An 18753-nucleotide genomic window follows, 5' to 3' on the forward strand; every position below is an offset into this window, starting at 1 on the left:
CACGCCACCGAGGCCGGCCGCCACCAGGGCTGGCTCCCCGAAGAGATGAACAAGTCCATCCACTCCATCGAACACTGGCTCGGCCACGAGTCCGGCAGGGTGATCACCTGCTCCGGCTACATGCGTGACGAGGTGATCGACCTGTTCGGGGTACGGGCGGACCGGGTGGACGTCGTGGCCAACGGCGTGGATGCCGGCCGTTGGCAGGTGCCGACCGACGCGGTCGCCGCCGCCCGGGCACGCTTCGCCGGCGACGGACCGCTCGTCTCCTTCGTCGGGCGGCTGGTCTACGAGAAGGGCGTCCAGCACCTGATCGCCGCCCTGCCGCGGCTGCGTCAGCAGCACCCCGGGCTGCGCCTGGTGGTCGCTGGCGACGGTCCGTACCGCGGCGAACTCGAGGCGGTCATCGACCGCCTCGGGCTGCGTGACGCCGTCACCCTGCCCGGCTTCCTCGGCGGCACCGACCTGCCCGCGTTGATGGCCGCGTCGGACTGCTTCGCCGTACCCAGCATCTACGAGCCGTTCGGCATGGTCGCTCTCGAAGGTGCGGCGGCCGGCGCCCCGCTGGCGGTCGCCGCGACCGGTGGGCTCGCCGAGATCGTCGACCCCGGTGTCACCGGGATGACCTTCCAGCCCAAGGATCCGGAAAGCCTCGCCGACGCGGTCGGTGCGCTGCTGGCCGACACCTCACTCGCCCGGCAGATCGCCCGACGTGCCCGACGGATGGTGCACGACCAGTACGGCTGGTCGGCGATCGCGCACCGGACCGTCGCGACCTACTCCGCCGCCATCAGCCACGCCTCTGCGTTCGACACCGAACGGGCGGCCGCCCGGATGGCGCAGGGCCGGGCCACTATCGTCATCCCGGACGGAAACCTCCTCGCCGGCGCGGGGAGCAGATGACCGCTACCCGGGAGGCTGCCCTGACCGAGACGATCGGCGACTTCGACCTGTACCTGTTCGCCGAAGGGCGCCACGAACAGCTGTGGCGGATGCTCGGTGCCCACCCGCAACCTGGCGGATGCCGGTTCGCGGTGTGGGCACCGAACGCCCGGCGGGTCCGGGTGATCGGCGACGGACCCGGTTGGGGTCCGTACGAAGGGCAGGAACTGGACCGGCTCGGGTCCGGCGGCGTCTGGGCGGGCTTCGTTTCCGGGATGGTGGCCGGACAGCGGTACAAGTACCGCGTGCAGGCTGCGGACGGCTCCTGGTCGGACCGGGCGGATCCGATGGCGAACGCCACCGAGGTACCACCCAGGACCGCCTCGGTGGTGTACCAGTCCGGCTACGTATGGCAGGACGCGGACTGGATGGCGGCCCGGCGCGGTGACCACCACGCCCGTCCGATGGCCGTCTACGAGGTACACCTCGGTTCCTGGCGGCCCGGCCTCGGCTACCGGGAGCTCGCCGACCAGCTCGTCGGCTACGTCACCGACCTGGGATTCACCCACGTCGAGTTCATGCCGGTGATGGAGCATCCGTTCGGCGGATCCTGGGGCTACCAGGTGACCGGCTACTACGCACCCACGTCGCGGTTCGGTACGCCCGACGACTTCCGCCACCTGGTGGACCGCCTGCACCAGGCCGGCATCGGCGTACTGCTGGACTGGGTGCCGGCGCACTTTCCCCGCGACGCCTGGGCGCTGGCCCGCTTCGACGGCACACCGCTGTACGAACATCCCGATCCACGCCGCGGCGAGCACCCGGACTGGGGCAGTCTGATCTTCGACTACGGTCGGCGGGAGGTCCGCAACTTCCTGGTCGCCAACGCGCTGTACTGGTTGGACGAGTTCCACATCGACGGGCTACGGGTCGACGCGGTCGCCTCGATGCTGTACCTGGACTATTCGCGAGGTCCGGGGCAGTGGCTGCCCAACGACGAGGGCGGTAACGCCCACCACGAGGCGATCGAGCTGATCAAGGAGCTGAACGCCACGGCGTACCGGTTGCATCCCGGCACCGTGATGATCGCCGAGGAGTCCACTGCCTGGCCCGGCGTGACCCGACCGACCGACTGGGACGGGCTCGGCTTCGGCCTGAAGTGGAACATGGGCTGGATGCACGACACGCTGAGCTACCTGGCTAGGGACCCGGTACACCGCAGCCACCACCACGACGAGCTGACCTGGCCGGCGTCGTACGCACACACCGAACAGTTCCTGCTGCCGATCAGCCACGACGAGGTGGTCCACGGCAAGGGTTCGCTGACCGCCAAGTTGCCCGGCGACCGCTGGCAACGGTTGGCCGGGCTGCGCGGCCTGCTCGCCTACATGTGGGCGTTCCCCGGCAAACAGCTGCTCTTCATGGGCAGCGAACTCGCCGACGAGCAGGAGTGGAGCGAGCAACGTGGGTTGGACTGGTCGTTGGCCGCTGATCCGGCGGTCGACGGGGTACGCGCACTGCTGCGCGACCTGAACACGGTCTACCGGGGCTGCCCCGCGCTGTGGGAGCAGGACGTGGTCCCGGCGGGGTTCCGCTGGATCGACCACACCGATCGGGCCGCCAACCTCGTGTCGTTTCTGCGGTATGCCGCGGACGGCGGCGTCCTGGCCTGTGTCGTCAACTTCTCCGGTACGCCCCGGCACGGCCACCCGGTCGGGCTACCCACGCCCGGACGCTGGCGCGAGGTGGTCAACACCGATGCGCGGCACTACGGCGGGTCGAACGTCGGCAACATGGGCGTCGTACTGGCCGACGGCCCGCCGTTGCACGGACAGCCGGCGTCCGCCACGGTCCAGGTGGGGCCGTTCGCGGCGGTCTGGCTCGCGCCCGAGACGGCGCGGACGAGCCAGGCGGCGAAGACCAGCATGACACCACGAACAGACGCGGTGGCGGAAACGGCCCCGAGGCCGGACGAAGGCCGGCAGATCAGCTGATCCCGGCCGGCGGGCCGACGTCCACCGGCCGGCCGGGCGAATGTCCCCGGCTGGGACGGTTCGACGCCGGGGACGTCGCCTTCGCCGTGGGTCGGACCGTCAGCGCTGGTCGATCGGGACGAATCCGCGTTCGCCCGGTCCGATGTACAACTGCCGGGGCCGACCGATCTTGTTGCTCGGGTCGGCGATCATCTCCCGCCACTGGGCGATCCAGCCGGGCAGCCGCCCCAGCGCGAACAGTACGGTGAACATCTTCGGCGGGAAGCCCATGGCCTTGTAGATCAGGCCGGTGTAGAAGTCCACGTTGGGGTAGAGCTTGCGCGACACGAAGAAGTCGTCGCCGAGGGCGATCTCCTCCAGCTGCATGGCGATGTCGAGCAGCGGGTCCGGCTTGTCGAGCCGACCCAGAATGTCCTGTGCCGCCTGCTTGACGATCGCGGCCCGCGGGTCGTAGTTCTTGTACACGCGATGCCCGAAGCCCATCAGCTTGACGCCGCGTTCCTTGTTCTTCACCCGGCGGACGAACTCATGCACGTCGCCGTCTGAAGTGTCGATGTCCTGGAGCATCTCCAGGACCGCCTGGTTGGCACCGCCATGCAGCGGGCCGAACAAGGCGTTGACCCCAGCCGACACCGATGCGAACAGGTTCGCATTGCTGGAACCCACCAGCCGTACCGTGGAGGCCGAGCAGTTCTGCTCGTGGTCGGCGTGCAGCACCAGAAGCATGTCCAGTACCTGGGCGACGACCGGGTCGACCTCGTACTGCGCCGCCGGGACCCCGAACGTCATACGCAGGAAGTTCTCGACGTAGCCCAGGGAATTGTCGGGGTACAGCAGCGGCTGTCCGATCGACTTCTTGTAGGCGTACGAAGCGATGGTCGGCACCTTCGCCATCAGCCGGACCGTCGAGATCTCCACGTGGTCGGAGTCGAACGGGTCCAGGCTGTCCTGGTAGAAGGTCGACAGCGCGCTGACCGCCGAGGAGAGCACCGCCATGGGATGTGCGTCGCGCGGGAAGCCGTCGAAGAACCGACGCATCTCCTCGTGCAGCAGGGTGTGCAGCCGGACCCGGCCGCTGAACTCGGCCAGTTGGGCGGTGGTCGGTAGTTCCCCGTAGATCAACAGGTAGCTGACCTCGAGGAAGGATGCCTTGCCCGCCAGCTGATCGATCGGATAGCCACGGTAGCGCAGGATCCCGGCGTCGCCGTCGATGTAGGTGATCGCCGACGCGCACGATGCGGTGTTGACGTACCCCGGGTCGAAAGTGACGTGACCGGTGTCCTTCAGTAGCGCGCCGATCTCGATGCCGGGTGGCCCTTCGACTGCCGGCTGCACCGGCATCGATAGTTGGCCACCGGGATGGTCGAGCTTCACATCCGTCATATGGTCCCTCGCTTCGCCGGCAGATCTTCGTCGAGTGCCTCACTTTCACCGTAATCGTGCGGCACCGTGCTGCCACAGGGACAGGGCAAGGGTGAGGGATGCGTCACCCGTTCAAGGCACGCGAAACACACAGAAGGCACTAAGCCGGACAGACATCCCAGAGGTCAGGGCGATCGACGGAGCAGCGCGTTCCCGCCGTCGACCACCTCGAAGAGCTCCAAGCGGTTGGTGCCGGCCCGGAACAGCGACTCGTCCTCGATCAGCGCCGCGAACCGCCGGCCCTTGGCATCCGGCGCGAGCGCCGGCACCACCGCCGCGATCTCGCCGTTGAGCGCCACGGCGATCGGAACACCGTCGCGCACCACCGCCGGCAGGTCCCCGTACGCCAGCATCGGCAGCTCACCCGCAGCCGGATCGACTCCGGCGTAGTCTGCGGCGTTGACGACGTTGGCCCGCACCCCGTCGTCGGTGACCGACAACTCGTCGACCGACCGGCCGACCAACGCGGGAAGAAGCGGCGCCGGTGCCGGTGGACCGGCCTGACCGGTCGTCAGCGCCTCGAACGTCGCCGGGCCGGGCACGGCCACCGGTTCGCCGGGCACGTCGCGGAACTCCTTGTCGGCGCGCTGGCGTACCGGGCAGGTCCCGCAGCGGCCGTCGACCTCGAACGGCAGCTCCACGCCAGCGTGGTGGGCGATGGTCGGTAGCAGGTCGACATGCTCCCAGTTCTGGTCGTCGATCCTGCCCGTACGCTGGCCCGGTTCCTTGACGAAGGTCGGCACCCAGAGCACCTCGGCCGGTGCCGCTCGCACCGCGCCCATGCCCCGCCCCTGCTCCCCCAGGGTGAAGCTCACTCCGTGGTCGGCGGTCACGACCAGCAGGGCGTCGTCGTATCGGCCGCTGGACCGCAGAGCGTCCAGGGTCTGACCGATCAGCCCGTCGGTATAGCCGAGCTGGGCGAGATGCCGCTGGCGGGCCAGCTGGATCCAGCCCTCACCCTCGTTGGGAAAGTCCTCGGGAGCGTCGTACCGCACACCTGAGGGCAGGTAGCTCCACGGCGCGTGCGGCATCAGCAGGTGGAGAAAGTGCACCGTCGGCTCCGCATCGGCGGCTGACAGGCCGTCGATGAACGTGGTGAACCGCGCCGGTTGGTTGTCGTTGAGGGTGTGGAACCGGAACTTCGGATCGGTCGGCGCGTCGCCCAGGGTCGGGCCGGCGCCGGTGAGTCCGGCGTCACCGGCGGTCGGCTCCCGGAAACTCGCCGTCGGATCGTCATGGCTCTCAACCGGTGACAGGATCTGCCCCAGCAGCGCCCCGGTCTCCCGCAGCAGCACCGGCATCGCCGCCACCGGTGCGCCGGTGGTCGCCGCACAGCGGCTGGGTGGGCAGAGCTCGGTGATGCTCTCCTGTGCTTTGATCTGGTACGTGCCGCCGAGCGCGCTGAACAGGTTGTCCGGGTGCTGGGAGTAGTGCGGGGCGATCTCATGTTGCGGGTAGCGGCCGGTCAGCATCGCCGGCAGCGCATACGGAGTCCAACCGCTGACCGCGGTGGAGTTGCGGTACCAGGTCGACCCGGCCGCCAGCTCCGCAAAGTTCGGGTATTGCTCGGCGTCGATCTGCCCGTCCGGGCCGAGCAGCGACACCAGCGGCAGCTCGTCGAGGATCAACACCACCACCGGCGGGTGATCGCCGGACGCCGCCCCCGGGCCGGAGCTTTCCCGCTCGGTGGCGAGGACGACGGCCGAGGCGGGCGAGGCGAACACGAACAACGCCACGAAGACCACCGGTCCGACCGAGGCCAGCCGCAACAGCTGCCCGATGCCGGACCACCGCCGGTACGCCCAGGTGGCCAGCGCACCCATCGCCACCGCGAGCGCGAGCAGCAGTAGACCCCGCACCGGCAGCAGGTACTTGCCCACCTGAATCGCGAGAGCCACCAGCAGCAGGCCCACGGTGACCAGGTGGGCTACCCGGCGAGCGGCTGAGCCGGCGAGCCCCGCCAACAGCCCGGGCAGCCAGCAGGCCAGCGGCGGCAGGACCGTGTAGATCGCTACCAGCAGCAGGATCTCCGCCGTCGTGGCGCCGTGGAACAGGAAGAAGTCCGGACTCCGACCCACCACGTCGAGCAGGGGCTGCGCCACGACCAGGCCACAGAGCGCGACGATCTCCAGCAGCCGGCCCGACTCCGAGCGCCCGCGCGACGGTGCGGATTCAACCGTCGGCTCCGGGCCAGGGCCGGTGTCGGCAGCGGGTGCAGGTGCGGGTGCGGCCTCAGCCACGGGGTACCCCGGCGTACAGGGTCCTGGTCCCCGACGGCAGCTCCTCCCGTCGGGTGATCTCGTACCGCTCGGCGAGCAGCCGTTCGAACTCCGCGCGCTGGTAGTCCGGGAACAGCCCAGCCGGCTTGTTCGCCAGCAACTGCCGGGCCATCGGGTCGTCGGGATGCACGAACTCGATGACCAGGTGCCCCTGACCACCGCCCGCCGGCAGCATGGCGGTCAACCAGTCGAGGATCCGCGGCAACGGCACGTTGCGCCCGATCGCCAGATGGTGGATGACCGCAAGGGCCAGCACGGAGTCTGCTTTCGCCCGGGTCAGGAACGACGTGCGCTCGTCGCCGGCCCAGCCGCCACCGGGCGACGGATCGGCCAGATCCATCAGGATCGGCAGGATCCGGCGCTCCCCGTCGGCCCGCAGTCTGCGGTAGAGATCGTCGACCACGGCCGGGTCGCTCTCGACGGCAACCACGTAGTCAGCATGCGCCGCGGCGATCCGGGAGTAGGTGCCGTCGTTCGCGCCGAGGTCGAACACGGTCGCGGGATGCCGTTGGGCAAGCTCGCTGTCGACGAAGGCGGTCTTGGCCGTCCGATCGGCGTCCGAGTACGTACAGGTCTGCTGGTAGTTGACCCAGTGGCTGCGCGGTGGCGCCCAGTCCAGCCGCTCGACCAGCCGGGCCACCGCCCGGACCGTCGCCTGCACGAGCTCGGCCGAGAAGCCGGCGTTGCGGATCTCCTCCCGGACCGCTCCCGTGCTCGCTCCGGCGTGCCGGGCCTGCATCGCGTCGTGCAGGTGTACGTGTTTGAACACACCTGCCCGCCACCGCCGCGCGCCACCGAACATCCGACGCATCTGACTCGACTCGATGCCGTCGATACGCGCCCGCAGGAACGGTTGGAAGTCCAACCCCAGGTGCGCCTGGAGCATCAGGGGGTAGAGCATCGTCTGGCAGAACTGCCGGTAGCCGGCCCAGGGCTCACCGTCGGTGCCGGGTCGAAACGACCCGACATCGATGAAGACCGGATCCGCACCCCGCCACTGGAGGTTGTACGCCGAACCGTCGGTCATCGTGATCCCGTCGGCGAGCGCGTCCTGCAGGATCTCCAGATGCAGCCGGGCCGCGTCGCGCAACATCGCGAACGACCACTCGTACGGGTAGGACACGAAGGGGACCCGGTCGTGCCGCAGCACCGTTGTCCAGCGCCCGGTCACCGTCGCCGGCAGGGTGTGTGGTGTGGCGAGTTCGGTGCCGATCACCTTTCCGGCAGCGAGCAACGGCGGCAGGAACGAACTACCCGAGACGGTCGACCAGTCCTTCGCGGCCTGCGGCCCCAGCCCACGAAGGACGGCACCGTCAGCGTAGAAGACCTGATTGTCCGGGTCCCGGAACGAGCCGGGTTCGTCGCGCGTGACCGAGGTAGGCGTTTCGGAGATCATCGGTACGGAGCCGCTCAGTCCTTCTTGGTGGGCTGCTTGCGGAACCGGCTGGTCAGCCGACGCCAGTACAGCTTCGTCGCGACGACCACGCCGGCTGTGCCGGCCACCAGTGCCTGAACGATCAGGCTGCCGGATCCGGCGTCCAGGTAGGCCAAGTCCGTCATGCCAGGCCACCTCCCAACTGTGTCGAAGTTCGTGCAACAGGTCCGAGCAGCAGATCTCGGTGGTCGCGACCGGTGCCGGCGTCACCATACGTTGGCCGGCGAGTCATCTCACGGACAGCTGCCGTCCACCACCCTACGCCGGGCGTCGCACCGGCACCCTCAGCCCCACCGACAACTTGGGAGGGCGGATCGCGGCATCAGCACTGACAAGTCGAATTTTTGCGCTCTATGCCCCATTTTTCGGGTAGGCGGCCGACGAACCCACCACCGCACCGCCAAGTAACAGTTCGACAACGGCCAGCGAACCTACGGGCTCCGGTCGAGCGGACCCGCCAGCTCGACCGGCCCCGACGAGGCTGGATCACATGTCGCACCTCACCGCTACCGCGGCGAGGGGGGATCGGCCGCCGACCCGAGTACTGGCGGAAGCTCGCCCGGGTAGAGCACGCCGAGCCGCGCGGTCGCCCGCGTCAGAGCGACGTACAGGTCGTTGAGGCCCCGCGGCGACTCCGCCACGATTGCCGCTGGATCGACCACAATCACCGAGTCGAACTCGAGACCCTTCGCCTGGGAAACGGTGAGCACCACCACCGTCGCTTCGAGGTCCGGTTGCTCGCCGAGGGCCACCGGACCGATCGCCGCGCGGACCGCCTCGCCCAAGTCGGCGGCAGAGCCGGCCGGCACGATGACCCCGGCGCGGCCGTCGCCCACCGCCGACACCTCCCGGCGGACCAGTTCCACCAGCCGGTCGGCGAGCCCGTCCGGCGCGTCGATCCGTTCCCACCAGGGCTGGCGACCCGACTCACGGACCGCCCGGGGTACACGGGCCTGCGGATCGATGGCCATGAGCACTCGCGAAGCGACCGCGAGAATCTCGGCGGGTGTCCGGTAACTGACCGTCAACTCGGTCATCCGCCACCGGTCCGCGACGTACGGCTGCAGAAGTTGACACCACGACGCCGCGCCGGCGAGCGACCCCGTCTGGGCCACGTCGCCGACGATCGTCATCGACCGGCTGGGGCACCGCCGCATCAGCAACCGCCAGGTCATCGCCGACAGCTCCTGTGCCTCGTCGACCACCACGTGGCCGAAAGACCACTGCCGGTCCACGGCGGCCCGCTCCGCGGCCGTCCGGTGGTCCTCGGCCGTCTGGCGGGTCGCCAGCGTCTCGGCATCGAGCAGGTCGGTCGCCCCGAGGATCTCCGGTTCGGCCTCGTCCTCGACATCGATCGACTCGGACCCACGAAGCACGTCGAGCGCGCCTTCCGCGTACTCCAGCCGGCGGCGACGGTTCGCCTCGGCCAAGGCCCGCTGCGCGCTGTCGTCGACCCCGAGCAGCTCGGCCGCCTCGTCGAGCAGTGGCACGTCCGCCGGCGTCCAGCCACCGCCCGGGCCACGATGGAGCAGGTCCCGGTCGGCCGCGGCGAGTTGCGGCGCGGCGGCGGCGAGCCGCTCGGGCGAGGCGTACAGCTCCGTCAGCAGGCGTTGCGGAGTCAGTACCGGCCAGAGCCGGTCCAGCACCGCCCGCACCGCCGGATCCGCCCGCAGTTCGCGGCGGATCTCCGCAAGGTCCGTCTCGGCGAGGACCTGGGGGTCGCCGGGCGCGTCGTCGCCACCGAGTGGGTCGTCGGCGTACGGGTCGATGCCGATCTGTTCGGCGATCTGGCCGGCGAGCGCGTGCACGATCTCGGTGTCGAACAGTGGGCGCGCCAGATTGTGCAGCCGCCCGGATCGGCGGGTGTGGTCGCGGGCGGTCGCGCAGATCTGCGGAGTCAGGCGGAGTTGGTGGCCGTCGAACTCGACGAGGATCGGTTCGTCGGGCACCTCCTGCCGGTCGGCTACCGCGGTCGCGACCAGGTCGGCCATCTCCGCGCGGCCCTTGAGCTGAGCGGTCCGAGCCGGCTCGGACCGGGTGGCCCGTACGCCGGGGAACAGCTCTCCCGGGGTACGCAGCAACACCCCGGTCTCGGCCAGCGACGGCAGTACCTGCGCGATGTAGCGCAGGAACGTCGCGTTGGGCCCGACGACCAGCACTCCCCTGCTGGACAACTCACGCCGGTGGGTGTAGAGCAGGTAGGCCGCCCGGTGCAGGGCGACCGCGGTCTTGCCCGTACCCGGTCCTCCTTGCACCACGAGCACACCGTCCACCTGTGCTCGGATGATCTCGTCCTGCTCGGCCTGGATGGTCTGGACGATGTCCTTCATCCGCCCGGTCCGGCCGGCGGTGATCGCGGCGAACAGCGCCGCCTCCCCTGTCAACACGCTGGCCGGCCGGTCGCGGGCAAGTTCCAGGTCGAGCACCTCGTCGTCGATCGCGGTCACCGTCCGGAGGCGGCTGCGGATGTGCCGACGTCGCCAGACGCCTTCCGGCGCAGCGGCGGTGGCCAGGTAGAACGGCCTGGCGGCGGGAGCCCGCCAGTCGATCAGCAGTGGCTCGTAGTCGTCCGACTCGTCGAACAACCCGATCCGGCCGACGTAGCGCCGAACGCCGTCGGTCAGGTCGAGTCTGCCGAAGCAGAGTCCGTTCTCCACCGCGCCGTACTGGGCGATCCGGTCGCTGTGCAGGGCGACCGTGCTCTCCCGCTCGGATCTTGCCTGTGGGGTGCCACCGGTCTGCAGCAGGGCAGCCGCCAGGCGCTGCTGTGCCTGAGCCCGCAGGACGTCCAGGTGGTCGTGCAACATGGTCACGTAGCGCTGCTCATGAGCCAGTTCGGCGCTCGGATCCGGGTCGCCAACGGTCTGTTGCGTCCCGCCGACGTCGCCGCGGTCCGGCGCGCCCACCGCACTTGACAAGTGTGCCCCCTGTTTGATACGTTCCCAACAAAGACGGCTTTCGTCATCGGCTTGGTAGCCACCCGACCATCTGATGACTAAAGTTCGTCCAATTTTTGTGCGCTATCACGCCACGAAACCCACGATAGCTGCTGGCCCCCGCCAGCGCACCCTACCGCCAGCCCGGCCTGCGGGCCGTGGTCGTCGGCGCCATCCGCCCGGGCGTTTCGCCACCCGGACGACGGGTACCACGCCTCCGCGCAGCACGCGGAGGGAGCACGATGGGCGACTCAGACACCTGGATCCACGGCGCGTCGGCGACCGCCGAAGCGGGCCGGGTCCGAACCGACGACGGCGATTTCTCCAGCCGGCTCTCATCACCACTGGCGCCACACGGCAGTGGTCTGACTCCGGAGCAGTTGCTCGCGGCGGCCTTCGCGTCCTGCCTGCACCACGCCGCTGTCGAAGCGGCGACCGACCTGACCGACGAATCGCACACGGTCGAGGTCCGGGCCGAGACCAGGCTACTGCGGGATCCGGATGGACGGTACCGCGCCGACGTCCGGGCCAGCGTCTCCTCCTGCGGTCTCAGCGCGGAACAGCTCTCCGCCCTGGCCCACCGCGCTGATCTGCTCTGGCCGTTCTGTGGGCAGGACGGTAGCCGACACACGGTCAACGTGGTGGCGGCGCGCAGCGACGAGGCCCCGGTGCCCGCACCGCCGCGCTGATCACCCCGAACCGGTACGTCGAAGTCGAGGCATCCGCACGATGTTCGCTCCGGGATGCAGGCTGGTGGCCAGGGTCCCCACCTTTCCGTCACAACCCCGACGAAGGGACCTCAGCAGACCATCGGCACCGACCGCCGGCCCGAACAGGGCGCCCTGACCTGCGGCACAGCCCAGTTCCCACAGCGTCCGACGATGCGCCGGGGTGGACACTCCGCTGGCGACCACGGTGTCGGCGAGGTCGCGGCCAAGCCCGACCAGTGACCGCAACGCGGATGGTGCGTTGTCAGCCTCACCCAGCACCTGGTGATCCACCGTCACCAGGTGGACCGGGATACGCAACAACGTGGACAGCGGTGCGTTCGAGGTGCCGAACGAGGCGAAAGCGATCCGCACGCCGTCATCGTGCAGCTGGTGCAAAGTGCGCAGCGCCAGGTCCGGACTACCGACCCCGATCGTGTCGGTCAGCTCCACTATCAAGGCGTCCGCCGGCACCTGGTGGCTGGCCAACTGGCGGCGGACCTCGACCGGAAACGCCGGATCGAGCAGGCTACGCGCTGATATCCCGACTGCCACCGGCAGGACGAATCCGCCGGCGCGCCAGGTCCGGGCTGCGGCCAGAGCGCGGTCGAGCGTGCCACGGGTGAACTCGGCCAGCCACCCGGACCGCTCGACCAGCCCCAGCAGCCGTGCCGCCGGCTGGTCACCGAGGTCGTTGCGCCCGAGTCGGACCACCGCCGCGGCCGCGATCGCCGCGCCGCTGCCCAGGTCGACGACCGGGTCGAAGTCGACACGGTAGCGACGTCCGGCGAGCGCACCGGGTAGCTCTCCACCGAGCGCCAGCCGGTCCGGGTCCGCCGTGTCGTGGCTGCGGTCGTACCTGTTCAGTCCACGTCCGGTCTCTTTGGCCTGATACATCGCCACGTCCGCCCGGCGGAGCAGTTCCTCGGTGCTGGCGTTGCCGTTGGCGGTGGCCAGGCCCGCGCTGGCCTGCAGGCTCACCCGGATCCCGTCCAACTCCATCGGATCGCGCAGCACCTGGAGGATCTGGCGTGCGCGATGCTCGGCCAACGCCGGCGCCGCGTGCCCGGACAGCAGGATGGCGAACTCGTCGCCGCCCAGACGCGCGACCAGGTCGTCGGCGGCCGCCGCCGCGAGGCGTCTACCGACCTCGACCAGCACCTGATCGCCGGCGGAGTGGCCGAGCGTGTCGTTGATCTCCTTGAACTGGTCGAGGTCGATCAGCAGCAGGGCGGTACGGGGCAGGCTACGCCGGTCAGCCAACGCCGCGCCGAGCCGCTCCCGCAGAAACCGCCGGTTGGCCAGCCCTGTCAATGGATCGTGGGTGGCGTCGTGTTCGTGGCGGGCGGCGAGTTCGGTGGCCTGTGAGTAGGCGATCGCGTTGCGGATAGCTGTGCTGAGTGCCGCCCCGAAGGTCCGTAGCGTGTAGCGCTCCCGGTCGGACAGGACGGCGGTGGCGAGCACCAGCCGTAGCGCACCCAGATCATCCTGATCACTGTTGGCCGGCCCCAATGGCACACAGACCAATTCACCGCTGGCCGCCGACGCCACGGAATCGACGCATCCGTCGTACCGTAGGCCGTGCTCATCGCCTCGGACCAGTCGGCGCCGCGGGCCGTGCTGGAACTCGATCTCGACGTGGCGTGCGGCGAACAACCGGGCCGCGCCCGACAGCGCTGTGCGCAGGACCGCGTCGAGGTCCACACTGTTGAGAGCGTCGGTGGTCTCGGCCAACTGCCGCCACGCCGACCGTTCCTCGTCCAGGTGCAGCCGACGCCGGTAGCTGGAGTGCAGCAGCAGCACCGCCATCGGTGTAGCCACGAGCAGCCGCGCGTCGATCGCGACGACGACCACGGTGGCGATCGCGAGCAGCAACGTCGCGATCTTCACCCCTGCGCGCATTCGAGCGCCTCGGCGGACGACCCGCTGCCAGGATGTCCCGTCGGATATCGCCACGACGGGCACCGGCAGGGTCTCGTCCACCACCGCGTAGGCCACCGCCGCCGCACACAGCGCCAGCCCGGTCGTGGTCCAGGAATACGTCAGGTGGCTGGTGGTACCGAGGGCCGGCGTCAGCCCGATCCAGGCAGCGGCCAATGCGGCTCCGAGTGCGCCGACGGCCTCCTTGGCTGTCGCGAAACCGACCTTGACGGGCGCGGACCCTGCGATGAACCGGCCGGCCGACACACCCACCGCGGTACAGATGACCACCCAGGAGGCTGGTAGGACCGCGACAGACACGAGCACCGCCGCGCTCGTCGGCGAGATGCCCTGGGGGGCTCTGATCCGGATCGGTACGGTGCACGCGCTTGCCACTGCGACCAGGCTGGCCAGGATCAGGGGGTGATACAGGGAGCCGAGGCCGGGCGGTGTCTCGATTGCCGACACCGCCCATGCCAGAGCCGCCAGGCCACAGCAGACGACGAGTCCGACGATCGGCGCGAGTCGCCGGTCCACATCATCGTTACGCACCGCCGCCGCCGCCTCGCCTTCTGCTTGGACAGCACCATCCACATGAGCCTCGCGTTAGCGTCCCATAACTCACCGTCCATGCAACAGGTCCGGAATCACAGCCAATCGTTGTCACGCATCTCGCCACCTCCTCAACCCAACGGATGTACCCGAAGGATAAAAGACTTAAGTGCCGGTTGGTATAGCTAAATGTCTTTTGCGCCTGTACGCGATTAATATAGCGATAATTACTTTGCGCCCGTTTCAGGAAACAATCGGTGAAGGCGATCAACCGGTCGACCCGGATGGAGTCCCATCACCCCGCCGCCACCAGACTCAGGACGGCGGGATCAACCCGATGCGGGATACCTGAGAGCGCGCCGGCCGACTTGAAGGAAGCGGTGAGCCCGAGGGAAATCACGCAGAGTTTCAGAGAATGCACTTAGAGTCCGCAGCACTCCGGTAGAAGTCACCGCACGGGCGTCCAGTACCTCGACCGTCCACTGCACCGCCTCGACGAACAAGTCGGCGTCGTCGACATAGACCGCCGCCGCGAGAAAGTCCACCAGATAGCCGAGGTCAGCCGTCGTGGCGTCCCACTGTGCGCTGGTGTAGCCGGCCGTACCTGCCCCAGGGCGAAGCAGCTCCTGCAACGCCACGTCGATGAGATCGGCCCGACGACCCACCAGAGCGACGTACTCCTCGCCGCCGACATCGGTACTCGGACCGCGTGCCTCGGACAGGGCGCTTCCGGGCGCGGCGAGCAGGTCCGCCGCGGCACGGGCATCCGGTGCCCAGGCCACCCCGAGCGCACGGGCCCACCGACCGCCCGGACCGAACCCACGTCCGCCGACCAGGATCGGCACGTCCGCCCGACGACAGGCCTCAATCATCCGGTGCGCCTGCGGCAGACGCATCGGAAGTGCACAGGCCAGAGCCAACGCCGCCGCGTCATGGCGACGCAGGTACGCCATCAGGTGCACCGCCGGCACGCTCGCGCCGAGGAAGGTTACCTGCCAGCCACGCAGCCTCAGCACCTCGCCGACCAGCCGGGCGGGCAACGCATGCCATTCGCCGTCTATGCAGGCGACAATGACCTTTCCCCGATACGGTCGCGGCGCGGCGCGCCCGGCGACGGCGGCCACGACGAGTTCGCTGATGTGCGTCGCCGCGTGTTCCTGGGCGACGGACCACTCGTTGCGCTGCCACCAACGGCCGACCTGGACCTGCGCCGGAGCCACGAGGTCCAGCAGTACGGACTCTGCCCCGACACCCGCATCCAGCAGGTCGTGCGCCAGGTCGAGTGCGCCCATTGCGTCAGCCGCTTCCAGACAACCGAGCAGGGTCGGGTAGGCACGCCCAACGTCAGTGGCGGATGGTGCCGCCGACACTACGTGGCGTCCGAGCCAGGATCGGCGACCACGGGCCGGTGCCGCTCTCGCTGCCGCTGCACCGACGGCTCGGCCCGGATCGCGAGCACAGCGATGTCGTCGTGATCGCGACCGGCAAGCCAGTCGCCGGTCAACTGCTCCACCCGCTCGGCCAATGCCGGCGCCGGCATCCGGTGGCAGCCCCGCAACGCCTCGCCGAGCCGGTCCAGGCCGTACTGATCGTTCCCATGGCGCCCGCCACGGGCCTCGGTGACACCGTCGCTGTAGAGCAGGCAGGTCTCGCCGGCTGCAAGGTCCACGGTAAGTTGACCGATGCGCGGATCGGCGACCACACCGATCAACATGCCACTCAAGGGCACCGTCTCCACGGTGCCGTCGCCGCGCAGAACCAGCGGCGGCAGGTGGCCACCACCGGCCAGTTTCAGAGTCAGCCCCCCGCTGCCGGCCGGTCGCGCGACCCCGAGCACCATTGTCGCGAACCGGCCCTGGCCGTGCGCCTGGGTGGTCTCCACGACCGACTCGTTGAGCAGTCTCAGCAGTCGCTTCGGATCGGTTTCCACGTTGCGCAGCGCCTGCAGCCCCTGACGCACCTGACCGGTGAAGACCGCCGCGTCGACCCCTTTGCCGGATACGTCACCGAAAAAGAACAGGACGTTGCGGTCAGGAAGTTCAAACGTGCCATAGAAGTCTCCACCGATTCGCAGTGACGACTGCGCAGGCCGATAGGCCGTCCCCCACTGCACACCCGGAACCACGACCGGTGCCGTCGGCAGCAGGCTCGCCTGCAGCGTTTCGGCGACTTCGGCCTGATCGCGGTAGAGCACCGCAGCGTCCAGTGCCGACCCGGCACGGGCAGCGAAGCCCCGGAGCAGATGCATGTCGGCCTCGCCGAACCCCCCCGCGCCCCACCGGGCGACGAGCAGCGCGCCGGTCGGATGCGTACTACCGGGTAGTCCCGCCACCCGAATCGCAACGTCGCTGGCCTGTGACGCGGACAGCCAGCCCAGGTCAATCATCTGTTCGGCCAACCAGTGCGTCGAGGTCGCCTCCACGCCGCCTAGCGCCTCAGTGAAAGCCGGCGGCAGCTCACTGACAGCGAGTACGCCACCATCGATGTGCGGCCTGGCCCCGTTCCCCGACCCTTCGGCCCGCCACCAACGGCTGCGACCCCTGCGCGGTGCGACAACCAGCACCGCGAACTCCCCGAGCGTCGGTACGGCCAGGCGCACCACGGCTCGGGCTGCGCGGTTCTCGTGCAATGGGTTGCCGAGCTGTTGACTGGCGGTGGCGAGAAACATCCACCGCGCGCGTTCGGCGAGCAGTGCGTCAGCCAGTGCCGTGCTGTCGGTGGCGTCCTCGACGTACCAGGCGACGCGGTCACGTTCCAGTGGCACCCGACGCAACCGCAACAGGCGTCCGTGGTGCGTCAGCTCGCCACGGTCCGAACCGCTCATCGCCTCCTCGATCCGGGCGATACCACTGGCCCCGACGACTTGTCCGACCACCAGTTCCGGAAGCAGGGCCCGGGCCGTGGCATCCACGTGACGTACCACGGCGGTGCCGTCACAGATCACCAGACCCTCGCGGAAGTTGTCCACTGCGGCCTGGCTGATCTCGAAATCGGCGGACGGGACGTGCACGCCGCCGCGCCCGTGGTCGAGTGCCTCCGGCGTGGCGAGGCCGGGAGCCGCCGCCACCTGCTCGGGTGTGGGTACCCGCCCGTCGCCCGACTCCGAGTTCGTGACATCGGTGGCGCTCACCAGGCCAGGCTCCACTCCTCAATCGGGTCGAGGACCTCGGCTCGGCACCGAGGTCACTCCTCGCACCCACCCTACGCGGCCAGCCGGGAACCGCCACCTTCGTGCCACCCCGGGAATCCTCATCCTGGCGGGTCAACTTCCAGTGGTGGTGGGGAGAAGTTCAGGCACCGCCCGGTTGACCCGTCCGTCGTGCGCCCGCAGTTCGGTCTGCGGCATCGCGTGCTTCCACCGGTGATAGATCCGCTCGTAGCGCGAGGCCATCAGGTCCGGCGAGAACGACGTCCGAACGTGCTCGGCGCAGACGTACGGATCCAGTTGCCGGACCTGTTCGATCGCCGCCGGAAGCTCGGCCGGGTCTTCGCAGATCATCCCGGTCACGCCGTGCCGCACGACCTCGGGCACCGCGCCCCGCTTGAGGGCCACCACCGGGGTGCCGCACGCCATCGCCTCCAGCATCACCATCCCGAACGGTTCCTCCCACCGGATCGGCATGAGCAGGCACCGCGCGGCGAGGAGCAACTCCCAGCAGCGGGCCCGACCCGGATTGACGAGCAGTTCCACATCCGGTCCGAGCATCGGTCGGACGGTCTCGTCGAGGTAGCGCCGCTCCGATGGCTCGGTCGCCTTACCGGCGAGCACCAGTTCGACCCCCGAGGCACGGCAGGCCTCGATCGCCAGGTCCGGGCCCTTGTCCGAGGCGAAACGTCCCAGCCACAGCACCGGCCCGTCGGACGGGACGAATTTGCTCTCGACGTCGGTAGCCAGCCCGTTGTGCACGGTGGCCGCCCACGGCAGACCGGCACCGACCCGCCGCTGAGAATACGAGATCGCCACCAGAGCCACCGCGCGGTCGATGCCCCGCAGATACTCGCCCAGTTCACCATCTGGCGAGTTGTGGACGGTGACGACGGTCGGCACCCTGCGCTGGGCCGCTGCGAGCGGGCCAACGGTTGTGTGGTCGTGTACGACGTCGAAGGTGTCGTCCTCGATCAGCCGATCGGCCCGAGCCAGGTGGACGAGTTCCGGCAGTGAGTGACCGAGCCGGTCGGACTGGAGTTCCCGAACCGTGCTGACGAAGTTGGCGGCCGTCCCGGTCTTGCTGCCAGCGCCGAACAGGGTCACCTCGTTGCCTCGGGCCACCAGGGCGTCAACCAGCTCCGCGCAGACCTGTTCGACGCCGCCGTACCCGGACGGAGGCAGTTCGTAGTAGGGCGGCACGATCATCGCGATCCGCAACGGCTTCTGCTGTTCGGTGTGCGTGGACGGGTCGTCGTTCACGGCGCACCCCCTGCGCTCAGCCGACACTACGGCCGGATATGCACGGCTTACCCTGCTAGGCAGGGATAAAAACAGATATCGCATGATCTGATGGCTCAGGTGGGGTGAGCGCCGGTCGCTCCCCCAGGATGGTTCCGGCACGGCCGCCGCGTTAGATCCGGGCACGGCGGGGAACGCCACCGCGACACACACCCCAGTCAGGCCCGCCAGCGGCGCGG

12 protein-coding genes are annotated in these 18753 nt (G+C 69.3%); 3 read left to right on the plus strand and 9 right to left on the minus strand.

The annotated features are described in order from the left end of the window. A partial coding sequence (locus tag ACFHVL_RS08685; protein WP_416626811.1) for a glycosyltransferase family 4 protein occupies positions 1 to 903 on the plus strand: 903 nt, incomplete at its 5' end. Then, positions 900 to 2876: a 1,4-alpha-glucan branching protein GlgB gene (gene glgB, locus ACFHVL_RS08690; protein ID WP_416626813.1), complete on the plus strand. Its 1977-nt coding sequence runs from the start codon at positions 900 to 902 to the stop codon at positions 2874 to 2876. The genes ACFHVL_RS08685 and glgB, both read left to right, overlap by 4 nt. A 99-nt stretch (positions 2877 to 2975) precedes the next feature. Here glgB and ACFHVL_RS08695 read toward each other — a convergent pair whose 3' ends face one another. The 5 genes from ACFHVL_RS08695 to ACFHVL_RS08715 all read right to left on the minus strand — a co-directional run bounded on the left by ACFHVL_RS08695 (position 2976) and on the right by ACFHVL_RS08715 (position 10819). Beyond that, positions 2976 to 4259: a citrate synthase gene (locus ACFHVL_RS08695; protein WP_416626815.1), complete on the minus strand. Its 1284-nt coding sequence runs from the start codon at positions 4257 to 4259 to the stop codon at positions 2976 to 2978. A gap of 164 nt (positions 4260 to 4423) precedes the next feature. After that, entirely contained in the window at positions 4424 to 6538 is a 2115-nt protein-coding gene (locus tag ACFHVL_RS08700; protein ID WP_416626817.1) for a sulfatase-like hydrolase/transferase, read from the minus strand. Then, the gene (locus ACFHVL_RS08705) at positions 6531 to 7973 is read right to left on the minus strand and encodes a methyltransferase (RefSeq protein WP_416626819.1); all 1443 of its coding nucleotides are present in this window, start codon (positions 7971 to 7973) and stop codon (positions 6531 to 6533) included. The genes ACFHVL_RS08700 and ACFHVL_RS08705 overlap by 8 nt, the downstream gene beginning before the upstream one ends. 14 nt (positions 7974 to 7987) lie before the next feature. Next, on the minus strand, positions 7988 to 8137 hold the full coding sequence (locus ACFHVL_RS08710) for a hypothetical protein (protein WP_326553752.1): 150 nt from the start codon (positions 8135 to 8137) through the stop codon (positions 7988 to 7990). A gap of 381 nt (positions 8138 to 8518) precedes the next feature. Further along, positions 8519 to 10819, minus strand: coding sequence for a HelD family protein (locus tag ACFHVL_RS08715; protein ID WP_416626966.1), 2301 nt, complete (start codon positions 10817 to 10819; stop codon positions 8519 to 8521). A 371-nt stretch (positions 10820 to 11190) separates the two neighbouring features. Between ACFHVL_RS08715 and ACFHVL_RS08720 the strand changes: the two genes are divergently transcribed. Next, a complete protein-coding gene (locus ACFHVL_RS08720; RefSeq protein ID WP_416626820.1) occupies positions 11191 to 11637 on the plus strand; it encodes an OsmC family protein in 447 nt (148 codons plus the stop codon). Here ACFHVL_RS08720 and ACFHVL_RS08725 read toward each other — a convergent pair whose 3' ends face one another. The 4 genes from ACFHVL_RS08725 to ACFHVL_RS08740 form a co-directional block, all read right to left on the minus strand. Then, complete coding sequence (locus tag ACFHVL_RS08725; protein WP_416626821.1) at positions 11638 to 14127, minus strand: putative bifunctional diguanylate cyclase/phosphodiesterase; 2490 nt, start codon at positions 14125 to 14127, stop codon at positions 11638 to 11640. 329 nt (positions 14128 to 14456) lie between these two features. Next, positions 14457 to 15497 (minus strand): cobalamin B12-binding domain-containing protein, encoded by a 1041-nt coding sequence (locus ACFHVL_RS08730; protein WP_416626823.1) that lies wholly within the window; start codon positions 15495 to 15497, stop codon positions 14457 to 14459. Beyond that, positions 15497 to 17257 (minus strand): PP2C family protein-serine/threonine phosphatase, encoded by a 1761-nt coding sequence (locus ACFHVL_RS08735; RefSeq protein ID WP_416626825.1) that lies wholly within the window; start codon positions 17255 to 17257, stop codon positions 15497 to 15499. Before ACFHVL_RS08735 ends, ACFHVL_RS08730 begins: the two co-directional genes overlap by 1 nt. A gap of 132 nt (positions 17258 to 17389) precedes the next feature. Further along, positions 17390 to 18481, minus strand: a complete 1092-nt coding sequence (locus tag ACFHVL_RS08740) for a glycosyltransferase family 4 protein (RefSeq protein ID WP_416626967.1) — start codon at positions 18479 to 18481, stop codon at positions 17390 to 17392. Positions 18482 to 18753: the final 272 nt, after the last annotated feature.

Origin of the sequence: Micromonospora sp. LOL_023, from assembly GCF_048060115.1 — a bacterium.
GTDB lineage: Bacteria > Actinomycetota > Actinomycetes > Mycobacteriales > Micromonosporaceae > Micromonospora_E.